Raw genomic sequence first — 19,397 nt, 5'->3', positions numbered from 1 at the left:
ACAAAACAGCTTTTATCATTCCACATCATATAACCCGCCTTCTGGAAATCGAAATAAAAATGACTTACCCCTTGGGCAAGTCAAGTGCTTGGTATGCGTGCTGATACTTTCCGCCTTCAGCTACTTCAGAATGATACAAAGCCTTAAGGGCAAAGCTTTTCTCTAAATCATGTTCTTTTATCAAACTGGATAAGCGCGTTTGAAGTTCTGGGTTATCCTTAATCAATTGTTTCATTTGAGATTTTACAAACTTCATCAATTTTTACCTTTACCTTTCGAAATCTAATAGTTCCGCTAAGTATAGCATGAACAAGTCTATAGTCGTTCATAACTTTATTCTTGATCAATCCGGCTCCACATGAACATGGACGTCATAAATGTCGAAGTCTTCCATCAGCTTTTGTTCGACCCTTGTGGAAATATCATGTGCAGTGCTGATATCAATTGACGGATTCACTGTAATCACACAGTCGACGACGATATTATTGCCGTAGTTTCGTGCCTTTAGATCATTAATTCCTTTTACGCCAGAAATATTGCAGATGGTTTGTTTATATTCTTTAATTAGGTCTACATCAAAGCCGTCTGTCAGCTGGTGTGATGCTTCGCGGAAAATGTCCCAGCCTGTTTTCAGGATCAACCCGCCAACGATGACGGCGGTGACAGGGTCAAGCCAGGGCAAGCCGAACTGGGACCCGATGATGCCGACTGCTGTTCCGATACTTACCCACGAATCGGACAGGTTATCTTTAGCAGCAGCCATGACCGAGTGGCTTTTTATTTTGCGCGCGAGGTTTCGATTATAGCGATAGACGGTATACATCACTAATGCAGAGAACAAACCTGTCCAGGCGGCAATCAGATCGGGCGCTTCCCTGGTTCCTTCAAAAACCGAGGTGAATGCACTGATTAAAACCTCGACGCCGACAAGGATCATGATAAAGGACGCAACCATCGAAGCGACCATTTCTGACTTCCAGTGGCCGTACAGATGATCCTCATCTGCCGGCTTTTGCGACAGCCTGAGTCCGATCAGGACAGATACCGAGGCCAAAATATCAGTCGTATTATTCAATCCATCCGCCTTCAATGCCTCTGAACCGCTGATATAGCCAACAAATAATTTTAAAGCGGACAGCAATATGTATGCAGCGATGCTTATGATCGCACCACGTTCGCCTTGTTTTAAATTTGAATACCGTTGTTCATTCAATGGACCAGCCTCCAATCAACTGCTAGAACATTTTAACAATCAGAAAGCGAGTGAGTCTATAGAAACCTTTTTACCTTTATGCACGTATATAATATGCGGGCAAAAAAGTTTACTTAATCAAACTAACACATTTTGCCAGGAACGGCAGCGCCAACTCCGCAGTACAATAACTATCGGAAAAGAATGCGACTTTGGTACAGCTACAAATCTACTTACGTTTATGGTAAAATGTAAGCTTCAATAGATTCCTAGGAGGGATTGCATGGGGACAAATAAGAACAAATTGTCCATAAGTTTTGTCTTGATTGCCATTGTTTTATTATGGCTTAAAACCTACTCTGTTTATAAATTTAATTTTGATATAGATATTGAAAATAAAATGCAGGAATTCATTCTGTTCATTAATCCATTAAGTTTCCTGATGTTCGTACTGGGGCTTGGGATATTCATGGCAGGAACGAAACAGAAGATCTTTGTCATTGCGACAAGCTTTATCACTTCCTTCGTTTTGTATGCCAATGTGGTTTATTATCGCGAATTCAGCGATTTCATCACGATACCGCTCCTGACTCAGACAAGCAATATGGGTGATTTGAAGAGCAGTGTCGGAGAGTTGATTGGATGGGGCGACATCGTTTATTTTGCGGATGCGCTGCTGATTCTGGCACTGGCCTTTGTAAAAACGCCAAAGATTACGTATAAAAAATATAAAAACATCTACGCTGCTGCTTTTTACTTCAGTGCGATTGGCCTGGCATTTTTCAATCTTGGCCTTTCTGAATCAGAGCGTCCTGAATTATTGACTCGTACTTTTGACAGGGAAATCCTTGTGAAAAATATCGGGACTTACAATCACCATATTTATGATGCCTATTTACAAACAAAGACGACAGCACAAAGAGCTCTGGCAGATGGCAACCAGCTCACCGAAATCGAGAACTATACTAGAGCTCAATACTCAGAACCATCCAAGGAATTATTTGGAGCCGCTAAAGGCAAGAATATTATTGTGATCTCAATGGAATCTACCCAGAACTTTGTCATCGGCCAGAAGGTGAATGGCCAGGAAATCACGCCATTCCTGAATGATTTCATCAAGGACAGCTATTACTTTGATAACTTTTACCATCAGACAGCTCAGGGTAAAACATCCGATTCAGAGTTCTTGTTGGAAAACTCGTTATATCCGCTCGGCCGTGGTGCAGTATTTTTCACCCACTCCGGGAACGAATATAACTCACTCGCTGAAAAGCTGAAAGAGAATTCGTATTACACAGCGAAGCTTCACGCGAACAACAAGAGCTTCTGGAACCGCGATGTCATGTACAACAACTTCGGCTATGACCGTTTTTACTCATTGCCAGATTATGAAGTGAATGACGAAAATTCAGTAGGCTGGGGCATGAAGGACATGGATTTCTTTGACCAGTCGGTTGAACACTTGAAAGAAATGCCGAAACCGTTCTTCGCAAAGTTCATCACCCTGACAAACCACTTCCCATTCGAATTGGATGAAGAAGATAAGTTCATCGATGAATATGATTCAAACAGCGGTACCTTGAACCGTTACTTCCCGACCGTCCGCTACACGGATGAAGCATTGAAACAATTCATCGAGAAATTGAAGGCAGAAGGACTTTACGAAGATTCAATCATCGTGATTTACGGTGACCACTATGGTATTTCCGAAAACCACAACAAGGCAATGTCACAATATCTTGGAAAAGAAATCACGCCATTTGTTTCAACACAATTGCAGCGTGTTCCGTTGATCATCCACATTCCGGGACAGGAAGGCAAGACAATCTCTACTGTTAGTGGCCAGATTGACCTTCGCCCAACATTGTTGAGCCTTGCCGGTATTGATACGAAGCAGGATATCGAGTTCGGCGGAGATTTGTTCTCCAAAAAGCAGGATAACTTCGTAGTCCTGAGAGACGGAAGCTTCATCACTGAAGACCTCGTTTACACAAAAGGTACTTGCTACGATAAAGCGACAGAAGAGCCTACAGACATGGCAAGCTGTGAACCATATATCGAGACCGCCAAAGATGAATTGAGCTACTCAGACCAGATCATTTACGGCGATTTGCTTCGCTTTTATGGCAAGCAGGAAGAAGAATAACTAAAACTGGCAGCCCCACTGATTTTTCTGGTGGGGCTTTTTTGTGGTTATTGATTAGCATGGTGAGAGGCTTCAGACAATTATTCGCGTGTGTGGCTGCGTTTTGTCCGAACTTGGGGTCACTTCGGACAATTTCTCGAGTTAGTGCACTCGTTTTTGTCCGAACCTGGAGCGACTTCGGACAATTCTGCGAGTTCGTCACCCCATTTTGTCCGAACTTGTGGTCACTTCGGACATTTTCTCGAGTTAGTGCACTCGTTTTGTCCGAACCTGGAGCGACTTCGGACAATTCTGCTAGTTCGTCACCCCATTTTGTCCGAACTGGGGGTGACTTCGGACATTTTCTCGAGTTAGTGCACTCGTTTTGTCCGAACCTGGAGCGACTTCGGACAATTCTGCTAGTTCGTCACCCCATTTTGTCCGAACTGGGGGTGACTTCGGACAATTCCTCGAGTTCGTCGCCGCGTTTTGTCTGAACTTGGGGTCACTTCGGACAATTCCTCGAGTTCGTCGCCGCGTTTTGTCTGAACCTGGGGTCACTTCGGACATTTTCTCGAGTTAGTGCACTCGTTTTGTCCGAACCTGGAGCGACTTCGGACAATTCTGCGAGTTCGTCGCCGCATTTTGTCCGACTGGGGGTCACTTCGGACAATTCCTCGAGTTCGCGGCCCCGTTTTGTCCGAACATGGGGTCACTTCGGACATTTTCTCGAGTTCGTCGCCGCGTTTTGTCTGAACTTAGAGTCACTTCGGACATTTTCTCGAGTTAGTGCACTCGTTTTGTCCGAACCTGGAGCGACTTCGGACAATTCTACGAGTTCGTCTCCGTGTTTTGTCCGAACCTGGGGTCACTTCGGACATTTTCTCGTGCTTCTGGCTGCGTTTTGTCCAAACTTGGGATCACTTCGGACAATTTCTCGTGGATATTGACGTGCTATGTCCGAACATGGGATCACTTCAAACAATATCACGAATCCCTGACCTCATTTTGTCCTAACAAACAAAAAAAACGACCCATAAAGGATCGTTTTTCGAATTATACTTCCATGATTATCGGCAAGATCATTGGCCTTCTGCCAGTTTTGCTGTACAGGAATGGGTTTACGACGTCGATGACGGCCTTTTTGATGCTGGACCAGTCTCTTGTGCCGCCTGCCAGTTCTGTTACGATTTTATCGGTAATCAGTTCTTCGACATTTTTCATTAGGTCGCCTGATTCTCTGACGTAGACGAATCCTCTTGTGACAACGGTCGGTTTGTTGACAAGCTGCTTTTTCTCACGGTCGATCATCATCGTGACAATGACCAGTCCGTCCTGAGACAGCACCCTTCTGTCTTTTAACACGATGTGTCCGATATCGCCAATCCCGCTGCCATCAACATATACAGGCTGTGCCGGTACTTTTCCTGCAAGCTGTCCGCCGTCAGCAGATAACTCAAGAACATCGCCATTATCTAAAATAAAGCTGTTTTCCCTTGGGATGCCGCACTGCTCTGCCAATCTCACGTGCTGATCCAGCATGCGGTATTCACCGTGAATCGGAATGAAGAACTTTGGATTCAGCAGCTTGATCATCAGCTTCTGTTCTTCCTGCTTTCCATGTCCAGAAGTATGGACCTCACTGATTTTATGGTGGATGACATCCGCGCCGATACGGTGCAGTTTATCAATTACCCGGTTTACACTGATCGTGTTGCCAGGAATCGGTGATGATGAAAAGACAATCGTGTCTCCAGGTATGACAGCGATTTGCCTGTGCGTGCCGTTGGCGATTCTCGCAAGCGCCGCCATCGGTTCACCCTGGCTTCCCGTACAGATAATCGTCAGCTCGTGGCTTGGAATCTGGTTGATTTCATTGACACTGACGAATGCTTCGTCCGGAGCCGTGATATAGCCTAACCTGCGGCCAATCTCGAATGTTTTTTCCATACTGCGCCCGACAATCGCCATCTTGCGATTATATCGAAGGGAAGATTTCACCACTTGCTGCACCCGGTCAATATTCGATGCAAACGTAGCGAAAATCACACGGCCGTCCACTGTCTGGAAAATATCCTCGATTGCTTCGCCAACACGTTTTTCAGAGACAGAAAAGCCTGGCTGTTCACTGTTGGTACTGTCAGATAACAGGCACAGCACTCCTTCACTGCTGATTTCAGCGATCTTCTGGAAATCAGTGCCCCTTCCAACCGGAGTTAAATCAAATTTGAAGTCGCCAGTGTGGACAATATTCCCCTCGGGAGTTGTCACGACGACACCGAATGAATCGGCGATACTATGCGTTGTCCGGAAAAAGCGAACCTTGATATTCTGGAACTCGACGACCGTATCATTGTCGATCTGGTGGAACTTGACTCCCTTGATTTTGTGTTCTTGAAGTTTTGACTTGATTAGCTCGACTGCAAAATCACCGCCATAAATCGGTGCTTTTACATCCTGCAGCAAGAATGGCAAGCCGCCAATATGGTCTTCATGGCCATGTGTGACGAAAATCCCCACCAACTTGTCCTGATTTTGCTTCAAATAGGTATAATCAGCGAGCACATAATCAATTCCGAACAATTCGTTATCCGGGAACTTGATTCCGCAATCCACCAATACCATTTCATTTTTGTATTCGATTACATACGTATTTTTTCCGATCTCACCAAGACCGCCCAACGCGAAAATCTTGAGATCTTTTTTCAATTTCTTTTCCATAGTTCAGCTCCTGTTTCTTTGTGCAAATGTATTTATCAATTCCCATGGGAATCATATTATAAAAAGAATAGTGAAGAAATTGGTTGGAGAAAATAGAGGGTTGAATTCTTAAAATATATCACAAATTAAGCGTTTCAACAAATAATGCTCATCCCTTTTCCTATTGAGACGAGTATTATAGGAGAAAAGTTGCTGAGAGTACTGATTTTTTTTGCTAAAATGCCGGGCAGTACCTCCGCTTATTCCTTCTCCAACAAAAAACACCGCAACCGGATAGGCTGCGGTGCTCAACGTCATTACAATATATCTTTAAATGTTTTGGCCTGCTGATCCAACTCACGGGCGGCACTGCCAATTTCTTTAAATGCAGCAACAGCCTGTTCATTAAGCTTCTGGTTATTGGTAATCCCATTTTGTGAGTGCTTGGTGGCTTCGTTGATCTTGGTGATTTCGCCTGTTATGCCTTCAATATGGTTATTGACTTCCTGGATCGAATCCTGCACCCGGGTCGCGAGCTTCCTGACTTCTCCTGCTACGACATTAAAGCCTCTTCCATGTTCGCCCGCTCTTGCCGCTTCGATGGCTGCGTTCAGGGCAAGGAGATTGGTTTGGGCGGCAATCTCGCGGATGGTCTGGACGATGCTGCCAATCGATTTTGCCTGGGATTTCAGTGACTCGAGAATCTCCTGGTTTTCCTTTGATTCCTCCACAAGCCTTGAGGCTGCAATAGCTGCTTCTTCACTTCTCGTAATACCCATTTCTGCCCGGCCGCTCAGATCTTCCGACATTTGCTGGAGCTGTTCTGCAAGTCTGTTTGCATTCAGTTCACGCTGCGTTATGTCTGTCGCAACCTTAACCACGCCGGCAACCTTGCCTGCAGAATCGTACACTGGCGTATAGGTCGCTTCCAGCCACAACAGCTTCCCGCTTTTCGTTACTCGCTGGATCTTTTCCTGAAAGCTTTTGCCGCTCCGGAGGTTTCTCCACAATTCTGCATATCCCCGGCTGCCCGCAAATTCAGGTGTGCAAAACTGTTTATGTAAAAGTCCTGGCATTTCGTCCACTCGATAGCCCATCGTCTTCGCAAAATTTTCATTAGCCCAGAGAACTTTTCCATTTGGATCGAACTGGATCATCGCCAAAGACCTTTCAATCGCAGCCAGGACAGCGTCTTCCTCAAAAACCTGTGTACTCTTCTTTTGCGTGCTAATCTGCATGTTTTTTCCTCTTATCATTGTGTATTTGTAACTATCGTACTAGTACTGTTGCTATTACACAAATCTGAGTATGCTATTTTGTGTATACAATTTCGCTGACGCATAGAATCTCCCGAAGGTCTCATGGTAAGATAATGGATAATCTATGTTAAGGAAGGGATTCCTTTGAATCAAAAAATCTTGCCAGCGTCTTCAAATATGAAAGAGTTTGAGCAGTTCCTGGAAAGCCCTTTTGAAATTGGCGTCATGCTTGAAGTGCATATCGCTCAATTAAAAAATATTAATGCAATGGCAAAACAATATGGCAAAAAAATGATCTATCACGTCGATATGATCCAGGGGCTGAAAAGTGATGATTATTCCACCGAATATCTTTGCCAGGAGTACAAACCGTATGGCCTGATTTCCACGAAGTCGAGTGTCATTTTAAAAGCAAAGCAAAAAGGCGTGCTTGCTGTGCAAAGGGTATTTCTGATTGATTCCCATGCCCTTGAGAAAAGTTATAAACTTATTGAGAAGACACGACCGGATTATATTGAAGTTTTACCTGGAGCCATGCCGTGGATGATCCAGGAGGTTAAGGAACGCGTCAATATTCCGATTTTTGCCGGAGGTTTGATCAGAACCCCTGAAGAGGTAGAAAACGCATTGGGTGCAGGCGCCGCTGCGATTACTACTTCCAAAAGGGAATTATGGGAAATAACGCACTTTCAAGAATCCGACACATGAAAATCCCAGTTATCTGTGATACAATGATTACAAGTTAATAAATCGGGTAGGAGAAATGGAGAGACCACGATAACATTACGGCTTTTGGTAATGTTGTTTGTGGTCTCTCCTTTTTTCATATTCAAGGAGGCGTATCGTATGAGATTCTCAAATCTCGACCGTAAAAATATAGTGACGAAACTTAAAAATGAGGCATTTGACGTGATTGTGATTGGCGGAGGAATTACTGGTGCCGGAATCGCGCTGGATGCGACAACAAGAGGAATGAATATCGCTCTGCTGGAAATGCAGGATTTTGCGGCAGGCACCTCAAGCCGTTCCACAAAGCTGGTCCACGGCGGCCTCCGTTATTTAAAGCAATTCGAAGTGAAAATGGTCGCCGAAGTCGGTAAGGAACGAGCGATTGTGTATGAAAATGGCCCGCACGTCACGACACCAGAATGGATGCTCCTTCCCTTCCATAAAGGGGGCACTTTCGGCAGCTTCAGTACGTCGATCGGACTAAGGGTGTATGACTTTTTGGCAGGTGTCAAAAAATCAGAGCGCCGGAAAATGTTCAGTGCAGCCGAAACACTTTCAAGGGAACCACTCGTGAAAAGAGACGGTTTGAAAGGCGGCGGCTATTATGTTGAATATCGCACCGATGACGCCCGCCTGACCATCGAGGTTTTGAAGCAGGCTGTTTCGAAAGGTGCGTCAGCATTGAATTATTCCAAGGTTAAAAATCTTATATATCAAAATGGAATTGTTGCTGGAGTATTGGTTGAGGACCTTTTAACAGGCGAGGAATACGAAGTGCATGCTAAAAAGGTTGTCAATGCAACGGGCCCATGGGTCGATGGCATCCGTGAAATGGATGATTCGAAAAAAGGCAAAACGCTGAAGCTGTCAAAAGGCGTCCATATTGTCATCGATCAATCACGTTTCCCGCTCAAGCAGGCGATTTATTTTGACACACCAGACGGCCGAATGGTCTTCGCGATTCCGCGCGAAGGCAAAACCTATGTCGGCACGACCGATACTTTTTACAATGAGGATCCCATTAATCCGGGCATGACGGAAGAAGACAGAAGCTATCTGCTGAAGGCAATTCACTACATGTTCCCGGAAGTGAATGTCACGGAAAAAGATGTAGAATCCAGCTGGGCAGGAGTAAGGCCGCTGATTCATGAGGAAGGCAAGGCGCCTTCTGAAATCTCCAGGAAAGATGAAATCTGGGAATCCGATTCAAAACTGATTACGATTGCAGGCGGAAAATTGACTGGCTACCGTAAAATGGCTGAAACAATTGTCGACCTGCTTGCTGAAAAATTTGCAAAAGAAGACGGACGCAGCTTCCCTGGATGCCAGACGAAGAATCTCCCGATATCAGGTGGAGATGTGGGCGGTTCCGCTAATCTTGACACCTTTGTTGAAAAACAGCTTGATGGTGGCATGAAGGCCGGCTTCACAACTGAAGAAGCTCGCAGTTTGGCCTACCAGTATGGTTCCAACGCTCCGGCTGTGTTCCAGCTTGCCTCAGAACACAAGAAAGAAGCAGATCAATTTGGCCTGCCGGTAGAATTGTTTGCGAAATTGGTTTATGCAATCCAGTATGAAGCAGCCGCAACGCCAATCGACTTCTTCAACAGGAGAACAGGCGCGATTTTGTTCGATATTCATGCCGTGCGTCAACACAAGGGAAATGTCATCCACTACATGCGCGACCAGTTTAAATGGAATGAGCAGCAAACCAAAGCTTATACTTTGCAATTGGAAGATGCCCTGACCGAGGCAGTCACTCCGGTAAAATAAACTATTGAACCCTGTTCCACGATTAGGATCAGGGTTCTTTTTAATTGAAAAAAAGACGTGTTTTTTTCCAGTTCGCCAATAAAATTCAATTATCGCCAATAAGTTTTGTTTACAGGCAAGATCATATGCTGAAAATAGCGGAAAGCAAGACCAGCAGGCATTAATCAGACGTCTTTTCACTTAAAAATCACGCGAGTTGTTGCTTCTCGATTAAAATCATGTCAAAAACTTCGCCAGCACCAAAATAACTCTTGCTATAGCACCCCAGATAGATGGTGCAAAGTCGTCTTCAATCAGTTCTTGATTAGCCATATCCTTATTATAACGGTCTCTAACACGATAAAATAATCTCCTCAGATAAGGCCATTCATCCATATTTTCTCTGGTGTTCCTTTTTCATCTCTAGATACTCTTGATCCGTTCTGGCCTGTTTCCATTTTCCCATGAAAATTGCGGCGGATTCGGCCTTCACTGAATCGTTCTGCCGCTCCTTCACCTTGCCGTCCTCATCATATTTCCTGCCGCCCTTATAGTTTGTATACCGTCGGGCACGTGTATAGCCCATCTGCAGGAATTTCCTCGCCATATCCATGCCGACAAAATCATTATTCGCTTTGTAATCAAGGAACATCTGATAGATTTTTTCTGATGATTCCGTTGCGATGTCCGGAGTTTTGAATCGCCAGTGCGGCAGGATTTCACTTTTATAGGGTTCAACCAGCAAGACGCCCTGCTCTCCCCTGCCCACACGGTACAGTTCTGGCTGCTCACGGAAATCAATGCTGTCAAAATCGAGATCATAATTGAAAGGCATGTTACCATTCCTTTTTAATGGCTGTTTACCCTTTTATACAGCCGTGTAACAAGCACGAGTATGGGCTGAACGAATAGACTATTGGCATGAGTATGATGAGTGGGGTGAGATGATTGGTTAAGTACCAGCCTTTCAGCGGAACAGTAAATATGATCAAGGATTTTTCGATTACGCAGTCCGGCGAAAACTCAGGATGTTTTCGATTGATGTCCGTCATCGATGGAACTGGGAGGCAAGTGAACTTTGTGATCGATCCGAGGACTTACTTTGTCGATCAGGCGATGGTGGGCATCGGTGACCTGGTGACGGGTTATTTTGACGCAGATGCACCGGTTCCAATGATTTATCCGCCACAATACCGGGCGCTTGTCATGGTAAAAGAAACCCAAGGGCAGAATGTGAAAGTCGATTTTTTCAACAGCCAGCTGATCAGCAGCGATGGCATGCTGAAGTTGAATCTATCACCAGGGACAGCGATTTTATTGGAAAATGGCCAGAGGTTTACAAAGAGCCCCGCAAACAGGAACCTGATCGTGGTTTATGGTCCTTCCACCTTCAGTATCCCGGCGCAAACGACGCCATACAGGATTATCGTTTTATGTTAAAAGAGACAGCCACGTGGCTGCCTCTTTTTTCAGTATCACCAATGGTTTAATCCTATTTAATCAAACGTTTGATTAACTTCCCCATAATGGATTCTTCCTGACATCCTGCCAAATTTCTGATTGCTCCAGTTCTCCTGCCAGCTGGAAAAGCAAATCCTCTCTTCCCCTTGCTGCCATCACCTGCACTCCGACTGGCAGTCCCCCTTTTGTTTGGTGCAATGGCAGTGACATGGCTGGCTGCCCTGTAAGGTTGGCGAGTTGAGTGAATGGGGTGCGTGCCAGATTCTTTTGAGCAATTTGATCGACTATTCCCGCCTTTTTCAAAATGCTTCCAAGTCCCAGTTTGCCAACAGTGCTGATCAGAAATTTTTCCGACGGTGACGGTTCCAGTTCTCCTATTTTTGCCGGCGGGTGTGCAGTTGTCGGTGTGATGTAAAAATCATAGGTTTCATGGAAGGTTTCCATCATTAGAGCCGCCTTGTCCCATTCTCTTAAACTTAAAACAAATTCCTCTGCAGAAGTGGCTTTGCCAAGCAAGCCGAGCAGCCAGGTTGTTGGCTCCACATCAGAAGCAGTCGCTTTTCGCCCAAGCACTTCTTCCAATGAGGTTAAAAGCGCAGCCGTCTCGCCGAAGTACATGGTCAAATAGCTTGTTGCGATTTTATGGCCGTCAACCGGCGCTTCCACCTCTTCAATCTGGTGCCCCATCGACTCGAGCAGCCGGACCGTTTTCAGGACACCCTCCCGGCAATCAGCGTCAACCTTCGTCCCGATTGGCGATTTCACCGAAAAAGCTATCCGCAGCTTTTTCCCGAGAGGTGTGCTTGCCGTTGATAGATAGCTACCTTCAAATGGTTGGGCAGAAAATGCACCGGCTTTTTCATGTCCGTGAAGGGCGTCCAGCATGGCCGCGCTGTCCCTGACCGAACGGGAAAGGACATGTTCCGCCGAAGCGCCCTGCCATGCCCGTCCATAATTCGGGCCAACCGGTGTGCGGCCGCGGGTCGGTTTCAATCCGAATAATCCGCAGTAGGCTGCAGGAATCCGAATCGATCCCCCGCCATCATTGGCACCAGCAATCGGAACCATGCCCGAAGCAACAGCTGCTGCTGAACCTCCACTCGACCCGCCAGGAGTGTGATCGAGATTCCACGGATTTCGGGTCGGTCCGTAGTGGGCGGGTTCCGTCACCGCGACCAGGGCGAACTCAGGCACATTTGTCTGGCCAAGGAAAACCAACCCAGCCTGGCGCAGGCGTCTAGCATACTCTGAATCTTCCTTTGCCCGGTATTTTAAAAATGCCATAGAACCGGCTGTGATTGGTTCTCCTGCTATTTCCTGCGAGATATCCTTCAGAAAAATCGGTACTCCTGCAAAAGGACCTGTCAGTTGCTGCCCCGCGGCGATTCGCGCCTGCCCGTACATCTTATTGATCACCGCATTCATCTTCGGATTCAGTGAATCCGTTAACCGGATTGCTTCTTCTACCAGTTCAATAGGCTGCACTTCTTTTCTTCTGACTAACTCCGCCAGCCCAAGACCATCATGCTCCTTATAATCGAAACCCTCCAACCCCATCACCACCGTGTATTTTTTATATCTACCATTCTAGAAAAATATTAAATTCCCTCTTTCGTTATACCTGCGGGTAAACTGTTTTCTCCTAATCTTGTGTTTTCGGTTATCAATACGCAACATTGGTGACCTATTTTCTCTGTTTTTGGATTTTCACGGCTCTAATACGCTCCATTGGTGACACGTTTTCCCTGTTTCTGGATTTCCAGGGCTCCAATACGCTCTATTGGTGACCTATTTTCCCTGTTTCTGGATTTCCAGGGCGCCAATACGGTCTATTGGTGACCTGTTTTCCCTGTTTCTGGATTTTCAAGGCTTCAATACGCTCCATTGGTGACCTGTTTTCCCTGTTTCTGGATTTTCAGGGCTTCAATACGCTTCTTTGGTGACCTGTTTTCCCTGTTTCTGGATTTTCAAGGCTTCAATTTGTAACCGAATAACGATTATTCCCGCCAACCAAACACCAGTTGAACAAAAAAAGAACCTACTCCCTGGGGAATAGGCCCATCGAAATAATCTTACGGCTCTTGCCAGCCATCATGAAGGTTAAGGCTTAGAGAATCAACTTCATTCCCATCAACATAGATTTTCCCTTCAAGTATCGTAAATGGTTGGTCAAAGTTAAACCAGCCAATTTGATGGTCGACTACCTGTGAAACTTTGTATTCGCCATCTGGAAGTCGTCCATTAAAGGATCCGTCATAGACATAGCTATCTGTTACCCAATCTCCATCCAATGTAGTAATTGATACAAGACCCTCGGTTACCGGATCCTGGCCATTGTACAATGTGCCCTTCAGACTGACTGCAGGTACAGTAATATCCAGGCTTTGGGCCGGTTCTCCCTTGATATATAGCTTCCCAGAAACCACGCTAAATTCCAGACCGGCATTAAAAGAGGTTCCATCTTCAACGCCGATATCTAATACTCTGTATTCGCCATCCGGCATGCGCAGCTGGAACTTTCCACTGTCAATCCAGATCCAAGTATAGAATGGATTTTCCTCATTGTTAATTTCTATAACGGTCATGCTTCCAGATACAGGTGTCCCTTGATCAGTGAGTGTACCTGATACGGAAATCGGAGGAACTTGAATATCCAGTTGATCCCTCTTTTCTCCATTTATATATAGTTCTCCGGATTCTACGGTAAAAACGGCACCTGAATTAAACGTTGTGCCATCAAATAAATAGACACTGCCGACGGAATACTCTCCGTCAGGGAGACGGAATTTGAAAACTCCTTCTTCATTTGTCATGCTCCAGGCTTCTACAGGCATATCTGCTTCATTCATTTGCGTGACATATATTTCGCCCATCAGCGGAGTTCCTGATTCGGAAAGGGTTCCTGTCACAGTGACGGATGGAAGATTGACCTCCAGTACCTCCTGCAGTTCTCCGCCGACATAAAGTTTTCCGTCCTGAATTGAAAATGCAAGATTCATAGGGACGCTTGTACCTTCCAGATAAACTTCTCTAATATGATAACTTCCATCAGGCAAGCGCATCGTGAATGTTCCATCAGAATTGATATTTTTCCAAACATAGACACTGTAATCCTCAGAAGCTACAACTATACCACCATCGACAACCGGATTCTCTCCGTCTTTCACTAATCCATGGAGACTGACAGGAGGAATTTCCAGCTCAAGAAGAGATTGTTCCTGGCCATCGATGTATAATTTGCCGTTTCTGATTTCAAATTCTGCAGCAAATGGAACTCCTTCTCCTTCCTCGAATAAGTAACCATATGTTACCCGGTAGCTGCCATCCTTCAAGCGCATGGAATAAATTCCATTCTCGTTTGTCGTAGCATAATAGGATTCGTAATTGCCGTCCTGAGAAAGAGTTTCTACCGCAACCTCACCCTGCAGAGAAACACCATCCTCGACTAACTTTCCGGAAAAAGTGACCGGCGGCAATTCGATGTTCAACGAAGGTACAACTTGTCCATTCTGAACCATTTTCCCGCCCTTTATTTCAAAAGCAACGTTTACCATGGTGGTTCGGTATGGTTCATCGACCGTATAAATAGTGTATTGCCCATCAGCCAGGCGATATTGGAAATTTCCTTTTGAGTCTACAGGAGGTCCAAATCCGTATTCATTTCCTTCAATAATTAGATAGGCATTGGTTATCGGCTTCTTTCCATCAGTCACTGTCCCTTTAACATTCAGGTCAGGTACTGTGATTTGGAGAGAAGAAACTTCTTCTCCTTCAATGTAAATAACTCCATCCATTACTTCAAAAGTTAACTGGTTCCAGGCAGAATAGGTTGCATGATCAACACTTACCGAATAGATTCCATCTTCCAGTTTTCTTAGAGAGAATTCTCCCTTTTTATTTGCAGCAACATATTCGATGAATTCACTTTCGTAGTCTTCACCCAAAACCTTTTTTTCCAGAGTAATAGATGCTTCAGCTAAAGGCTTCGCTGAATCACCGACTTTTCCACTATGAGCCTTGACTGGAAGGGTAATTTCCAGGTTCGATTGTGGTTCCCCATCGAGTTGGACCGCTCCATTAACAATAGTAAATTGCTTTGAATAGCGATAGAATCCACCCGCTTCTTCCACACCATATAAATAGTACATGCCATCAGGCAGGTAGGCAGAGAAGCTTCCGTTGTTCTTCGAAGAAATCACATGAATTTCCTCATCATATTCACCATATCTGGCCAGGATCAAATCAGCCTTCAATCCTTTGTCGCCTTCTTTAAGTACACCGCTAAAATTGCTGGCTTCAGATGATGTTTTTTTCTTTTTCTGTTTATCTGAAAGATGAATTTCACCATCTTTATTACCTTTAATTTTCCCTTCTTTTACCGCAAAACTTTCATTTGTACTAAACCACTCATTCTTGCTCTTTATCGCTTTAACTGCGTATGTTCCATCAGCTAATTTTGCCTTGAATGCACCGGACGCATCAGTCGCTGTGAACATGCGGTCCGATTTCCCCTTTTCCTGCAGGATGACCAGACTGTTTTTAACAGACTTCCCGTTCTCCTTAATCGAACCCTTGACTGTTGTCTTCATCTCCTCTTTCTTTGGCGCAGCACTAACACTCCCAAAAGCTGTTGACATGACAAAAACCAGCGATAACAGCAAAAACACTACCTTTTTGGCCATTCATCTTCCCCCAATAATTTAATAGAAAAAAATAGAGTTCTCTACTTTTTCCAATTAATTGTATTCGATGTAAAACCTCCTTCACCTCGTCCTTTTTACCCAGGAAAAATAATTTTATTTCGACAAGATTCCCCTTGATTTTGACTCTACTTTCTCATCGAAGGAGTTCATAGAAATCAAACAGATACCCCTCCATTTTTCGCCCTGCCCAAAAAAGCCTGATCCACAATCAAATCAGGCTCCTGCTTATAATCTTGTTTATTCTTCCAGTATTTCTTTCAAGTTAACCCGATGCTTCTCAAAATCAAATTGGGTATTATTCAGGATATAAGTCGTCAGCTGCAAGTTTTTAAGAATACTGTACTCGAGTTCCTGTCTTGCTTTAAGGACATCAATGGTGCCTTCTAGTTCACTTAATCCGTTAACCAGCCCGTATCCCTGGGACGTATAATAATGGACAAAGCCATTAAACCATTCATCAGGGCGTTCGGTTACTGCCTTGCGGAAGGATTTCTCTATGTCTTCCTGCTTAACGTAGACAAGCAATGGATTCAGAGATTCAACTGCCTCGGCAAGTTTTTTTATATACTGAATGGTTGCTTCATCGGAAGCTCCATACTTGACCATGCCCACAGTCACAGGGTTTTGAATAAAACAGCATTCAAAAATATAGACTTTTTCTTCTGCAGCTGCTTGTGTTGCAAACTCTTCCCAGCTTTCGGAAATGACTGCGATATTTTCTTCCATTGGAAGTTCATATACATCTTTTTTAGAAATAGCGGCTAACAATTCGTCTGGAAAACTACTGCCTAATTCATTTTTGATTTTCATATATGGCAGCAGATGGCGCCCCCTCTTTACGGTTACCCGATCCTGAAAAACCTTGCTGAGACTGCCGCTCTTTTTAAGAAGTTCTTCAAATTCTTCTTCTGTAAAATAAGCAACCCCTTCATAATCTGCCGGATGATCGAGGTTCCCTTCCATATAAAGCTCAGCCGGTACTTGATTCTTAGTGAGGAGTTCATGGATTAATCCTGCGGTTGTCGATTTTCCCGATCCCGGAAGCCCCTCTACTAAAATTAATTTAGTCTTCATTCCATCCACTCCTAAATATCAGTTCTCACGATAATTCTCCATCATTAGCAAGTTTTCCTTTTAGACATAAGAAAAAGAGGCTAATCCGGATTGGATTAGCCTCTTGTAAATACCTGTTAGTCTTCCTTCTCCTCAAGGTCCTTAATCAGTGCCTTCATTTCACCGATTTCTTTGCGCTGAGCTTTGATGATGTCATCTGCTAGTTTTCGTACGCGGGGATCTTCGATATTGGCACGTTCACTTGTCAGAATCGCGATGGAATGGTGCGGGATCATAGCTTTCATCCACGACACATCATCGACGGTGGTCTGGCTCCGGACGAGGAACAGCGAAACTGCAATCACCAGTGCGCTGCCTGCGTATATGCCAAGGTTCATTTTCTTATTTGTGTACATTTTGCTCATGAATGCGAGCATGACAATGGCCATGACCCCGCCCATGATCAAGGCCATATATAATCTTGTTTCGCTGAGGAATACATGATCAATACTGTATGCATTTAAGTACATCAGAATCAGCATGATGATCGTCGAGGTCAGGACCATCAGGCCAAATCTGCCGTAATGATTTTTCATTTTTCTCCTCCTTATTAAATGTGGTTATTTGTTGAATACCCTGATACCTAATAGATATTCATTAAATATTTTTGTTTGGAAATTCTCACAAGTGGGTAAATACTTTTTGGCCCTGCATGGTATTTTTTTACTAAATCACCTGATTATTTTTGTTTTTCTCACTTATTAGATAATTTTTAATAAACTTTCTTTAAAGAGGAAAAGGAGAAAAAACCCCTTTAAATCAACCTTTTAAAGGATCGCTTCCTAATATTGTTTTTGACAATTCACACATCGGAAAGTATTCTAAAATAGAAAAACAGGGAGGGGTAATTTATGTCAAACCTTAATAGGCAGAAAATTGTGGATAGTGTGCCTCAAACAGGATTCTTCGGACACCCTAAAGGTCTCTTCACACTTTTCTTCACAGAGTTCTGGGAACGTTTCTCTTACTATGGAATGAGAGCGATCCTTGTATTCTACATGTACTACGAAGTATCAAAAGGCGGATTGGGCCTGGATGAAACATTAGCACTTTCCATCATGTCCATTTATGGCTCACTCGTTTATATGTCAGGGATCATCGGCGGATGGCTTGCTGACCGTATGTTCGGTACATCTAAAGCTGTATTCTACGGCGGAATATTGATTATGCTGGGTCACATCGCGCTTGCGATTCCTGGAAACGTAACAATGTTCTTCTTATCAATGGTCCTGATCGTAATTGGTACAGGTTTATTGAAGCCAAACGTTTCAACTGTCGTTGGTGAAATGTACAGTGAAAGTGACGCTCGCCGTGACGCTGGTTTCACAATCTTCTACATGGGTATCAATGCAGGTGCATTCCTTTCTCCACTTATTGTCGGCGCAGTATCTGACGCATACAACTTCCATTATGGCTTTGCCATTGCTGCAATCGGTATGTTCGTTGGACTAGTTGTATTCCTTTTAACAAAGAAAAAGAATTTGGGTCTTGCTGGTACAGCAGTGCCAAATCCGCTTTCACCATCTGAAAAGAAAAAAACATTTACAATTTTTGCTATCGCAATCGTTGCAATCGGTATTTTAAGTGCTATTTTAATTCCTGCTGGCCTTTTAACATTCGAAAGCTTTATTAACCTTGTAACGATTCTTGGTATCTTAATTCCGACTGCTTACTTCATTGTTATGTACCGCAGCCCTAAAACAACAGAAGTTGAACGTTCACGTGTTCTTGCTTACATTCCGTTATTCTTGGCTGCTGTTATGTTCTGGGCAATCCAGGAGCAGGGTTCAACCATCCTTGCGAACTATGCGGACAAGCGTACACAATTAGAATTCGCTGGAATGACGATTTCTCCAGCATGGTTCCAGTCATTGAACCCATTATTCATCATCATCTTCGCACCGATTTTCGCTGGATTCTGGGTGAAGCTTGGTGATCGCCAGCCATCAATTCCAAAGAAATTCTCTTTCTCATTGATTTTTGCTGGTCTTTCATTCCTTGTCATCCTGATTCCTGGATACTTCACAGGTTCAGATGCACTTGTTAGCCCATTATGGCTTGTGCTAAGTTACCTGATCGTTGTATTCGGTGAATTGTTGATTTCCCCAGTTGGTCTGTCAGCAACAACCAAACTGGCTCCGGCTGCTTTCTCTGCACAAACAATGAGCCTCTGGTTCCTTGCAAGTGCTGCAGCGCAGGCGATCAACGCACAAATTGTTAAATTCTACTCTGCAGATACAGAAATGACTTACTTCGGTACAATCGGTGGAGCATCCATCGTTCTTGGTATCATCCTGTTCATCATGTCACCTAAGATTCAGGCATACATGAAGGGAATTAAGTAATAAGAAAAGCGTAAGTGC

Annotated in this window: 14 protein-coding genes; 5 read left to right on the top strand and 9 right to left on the bottom strand. The window is 44.4% G+C overall.

All coding sequences use genetic code 11. The annotated features are described in order from the left end of the window. Positions 1–64: 64 nt before the first annotated feature. Together QNH36_RS04095 and QNH36_RS04090 are read right to left on the bottom strand one after the other, a co-directional pair. Positions 65–256 carry a hypothetical protein gene (locus QNH36_RS04095; protein WP_144475303.1) on the bottom strand — a complete coding sequence of 64 codons (192 nt, stop codon included), beginning with the start codon at positions 254–256 and terminating at the stop codon, positions 65–67. 87 nt (positions 257–343) lie between these two features. Beyond that, positions 344–1,213: a cation diffusion facilitator family transporter gene (locus QNH36_RS04090; protein ID WP_283904777.1), complete on the bottom strand. Its 870-nt coding sequence runs from the start codon at positions 1,211–1,213 to the stop codon at positions 344–346. A gap of 262 nt (positions 1,214–1,475) precedes the next feature. Here QNH36_RS04090 and QNH36_RS04085 point away from each other — a divergent pair, with 262 nt between their 5' ends. Continuing rightward, positions 1,476–3,338, top strand: coding sequence for an LTA synthase family protein (locus tag QNH36_RS04085; RefSeq protein ID WP_283904776.1), 1,863 nt, complete (start codon positions 1,476–1,478; stop codon positions 3,336–3,338). A gap of 1,035 nt (positions 3,339–4,373) precedes the next feature. Here the strand turns inward: QNH36_RS04085 and rnjA are convergent. After that, positions 4,374–6,038: a ribonuclease J1 gene (gene rnjA, locus QNH36_RS04080; protein WP_283904775.1), complete on the bottom strand. Its 1,665-nt coding sequence runs from the start codon at positions 6,036–6,038 to the stop codon at positions 4,374–4,376. Between the two features lie 296 nt (positions 6,039–6,334). Continuing rightward, positions 6,335–7,255 (bottom strand): methyl-accepting chemotaxis protein, encoded by a 921-nt coding sequence (locus tag QNH36_RS04075; RefSeq protein WP_144475307.1) that lies wholly within the window; start codon positions 7,253–7,255, stop codon positions 6,335–6,337. Positions 7,256–7,414: 159 nt separating this feature from the next. On the opposite strand from QNH36_RS04075, the gene QNH36_RS04070 reads away from it, so the two are divergent. Both QNH36_RS04070 and QNH36_RS04065 read left to right on the top strand, forming a co-directional pair. Continuing rightward, positions 7,415–7,984, top strand: coding sequence for a glycerol-3-phosphate responsive antiterminator (locus QNH36_RS04070; protein ID WP_144475308.1), 570 nt, complete (start codon positions 7,415–7,417; stop codon positions 7,982–7,984). Positions 7,985–8,122: 138 nt separating this feature from the next. Continuing rightward, positions 8,123–9,778, top strand: a complete 1,656-nt coding sequence (locus tag QNH36_RS04065) for a glycerol-3-phosphate dehydrogenase/oxidase (protein WP_283904774.1) — start codon at positions 8,123–8,125, stop codon at positions 9,776–9,778. A gap of 367 nt (positions 9,779–10,145) precedes the next feature. Here the strand turns inward: QNH36_RS04065 and QNH36_RS04060 are convergent, their stop codons facing one another. Continuing rightward, a complete protein-coding gene (locus QNH36_RS04060; RefSeq protein ID WP_251543304.1) occupies positions 10,146–10,592 on the bottom strand; it encodes a DUF4385 domain-containing protein in 447 nt (148 codons plus the stop codon). Between the two features lie 113 nt (positions 10,593–10,705). Here QNH36_RS04060 and QNH36_RS04055 point away from each other — a divergent pair, with 113 nt between their 5' ends. Next, the gene (locus QNH36_RS04055) at positions 10,706–11,197 is read left to right on the top strand and encodes a hypothetical protein (RefSeq protein ID WP_251543305.1); all 492 of its coding nucleotides are present in this window, start codon (positions 10,706–10,708) and stop codon (positions 11,195–11,197) included. A gap of 72 nt (positions 11,198–11,269) precedes the next feature. On the opposite strand, the gene QNH36_RS04050 is transcribed toward QNH36_RS04055, so the two are convergent. The 4 genes from QNH36_RS04050 to QNH36_RS04035 form a co-directional block, all read right to left on the bottom strand. Next, positions 11,270–12,775, bottom strand: a complete 1,506-nt coding sequence (locus QNH36_RS04050) for an amidase (RefSeq protein WP_353056128.1) — start codon at positions 12,773–12,775, stop codon at positions 11,270–11,272. A 515-nt stretch (positions 12,776–13,290) separates the two neighbouring features. Next, positions 13,291–15,900 (bottom strand): carboxypeptidase-like regulatory domain-containing protein, encoded by a 2,610-nt coding sequence (locus QNH36_RS04045; protein ID WP_283904773.1) that lies wholly within the window; start codon positions 15,898–15,900, stop codon positions 13,291–13,293. Positions 15,901–16,158: 258 nt separating this feature from the next. Beyond that, on the bottom strand, positions 16,159–16,995 hold the full coding sequence (locus QNH36_RS04040; RefSeq protein ID WP_283904772.1) for a P-loop NTPase family protein: 837 nt from the start codon (positions 16,993–16,995) through the stop codon (positions 16,159–16,161). Between the two features lie 116 nt (positions 16,996–17,111). Next, positions 17,112–17,570, bottom strand: coding sequence for a DUF305 domain-containing protein (locus QNH36_RS04035; protein WP_283904771.1), 459 nt, complete (start codon positions 17,568–17,570; stop codon positions 17,112–17,114). Between the two features lie 315 nt (positions 17,571–17,885). Here QNH36_RS04035 and QNH36_RS04030 point away from each other — a divergent pair, with 315 nt between their 5' ends. Beyond that, positions 17,886–19,379, top strand: a complete 1,494-nt coding sequence (locus QNH36_RS04030; protein WP_144475315.1) for a peptide MFS transporter — start codon at positions 17,886–17,888, stop codon at positions 19,377–19,379. Positions 19,380–19,397 lie beyond the last annotated feature (18 nt).

Origin of the sequence: Mesobacillus sp. AQ2, from assembly GCF_030122805.1 — a bacterium.
GTDB lineage: Bacteria > Bacillota > Bacilli > Bacillales > Cytobacillaceae > Mesobacillus > Mesobacillus oceanisediminis_A.
The sequence above is the reverse complement of the archived record's forward strand: the minus strand, read 5'-3'. Positions and strand labels throughout refer to the sequence as shown.

Excerpts from the sequence above, each read along its gene's own strand:
- QNH36_RS04095 (WP_144475303.1), bottom strand. The coding sequence starts at position 256 with ATGAAGTTTGTAAAATCTCAAATGAAACAATTGATTAAGGATAACCCA.
- QNH36_RS04085 (WP_283904776.1), top strand. The coding sequence starts at position 1,476 with ATGGGGACAAATAAGAACAAATTGTCCATAAGTTTTGTCTTGATTGCC.
- rnjA (WP_283904775.1), bottom strand. The coding sequence starts at position 6,038 with ATGGAAAAGAAATTGAAAAAAGATCTCAAGATTTTCGCGTTGGGCGGT.
- QNH36_RS04075 (WP_144475307.1), bottom strand. The coding sequence starts at position 7,255 with ATGCAGATTAGCACGCAAAAGAAGAGTACACAGGTTTTTGAGGAAGAC.
- QNH36_RS04065 (WP_283904774.1), top strand. The coding sequence starts at position 8,123 with ATGAGATTCTCAAATCTCGACCGTAAAAATATAGTGACGAAACTTAAA.
- QNH36_RS04060 (WP_251543304.1), bottom strand. The coding sequence starts at position 10,592 with ATGCCTTTCAATTATGATCTCGATTTTGACAGCATTGATTTCCGTGAG.
- QNH36_RS04050 (WP_353056128.1), bottom strand. The coding sequence starts at position 12,775 with ATGGGGTTGGAGGGTTTCGATTATAAGGAGCATGATGGTCTTGGGCTG.
- QNH36_RS04045 (WP_283904773.1), bottom strand. The coding sequence starts at position 15,900 with ATGGCCAAAAAGGTAGTGTTTTTGCTGTTATCGCTGGTTTTTGTCATG.
- QNH36_RS04040 (WP_283904772.1), bottom strand. The coding sequence starts at position 16,995 with ATGAAGACTAAATTAATTTTAGTAGAGGGGCTTCCGGGATCGGGAAAA.
- QNH36_RS04035 (WP_283904771.1), bottom strand. The coding sequence starts at position 17,570 with ATGAAAAATCATTACGGCAGATTTGGCCTGATGGTCCTGACCTCGACG.
- QNH36_RS04030 (WP_144475315.1), top strand. The coding sequence starts at position 17,886 with ATGTCAAACCTTAATAGGCAGAAAATTGTGGATAGTGTGCCTCAAACA.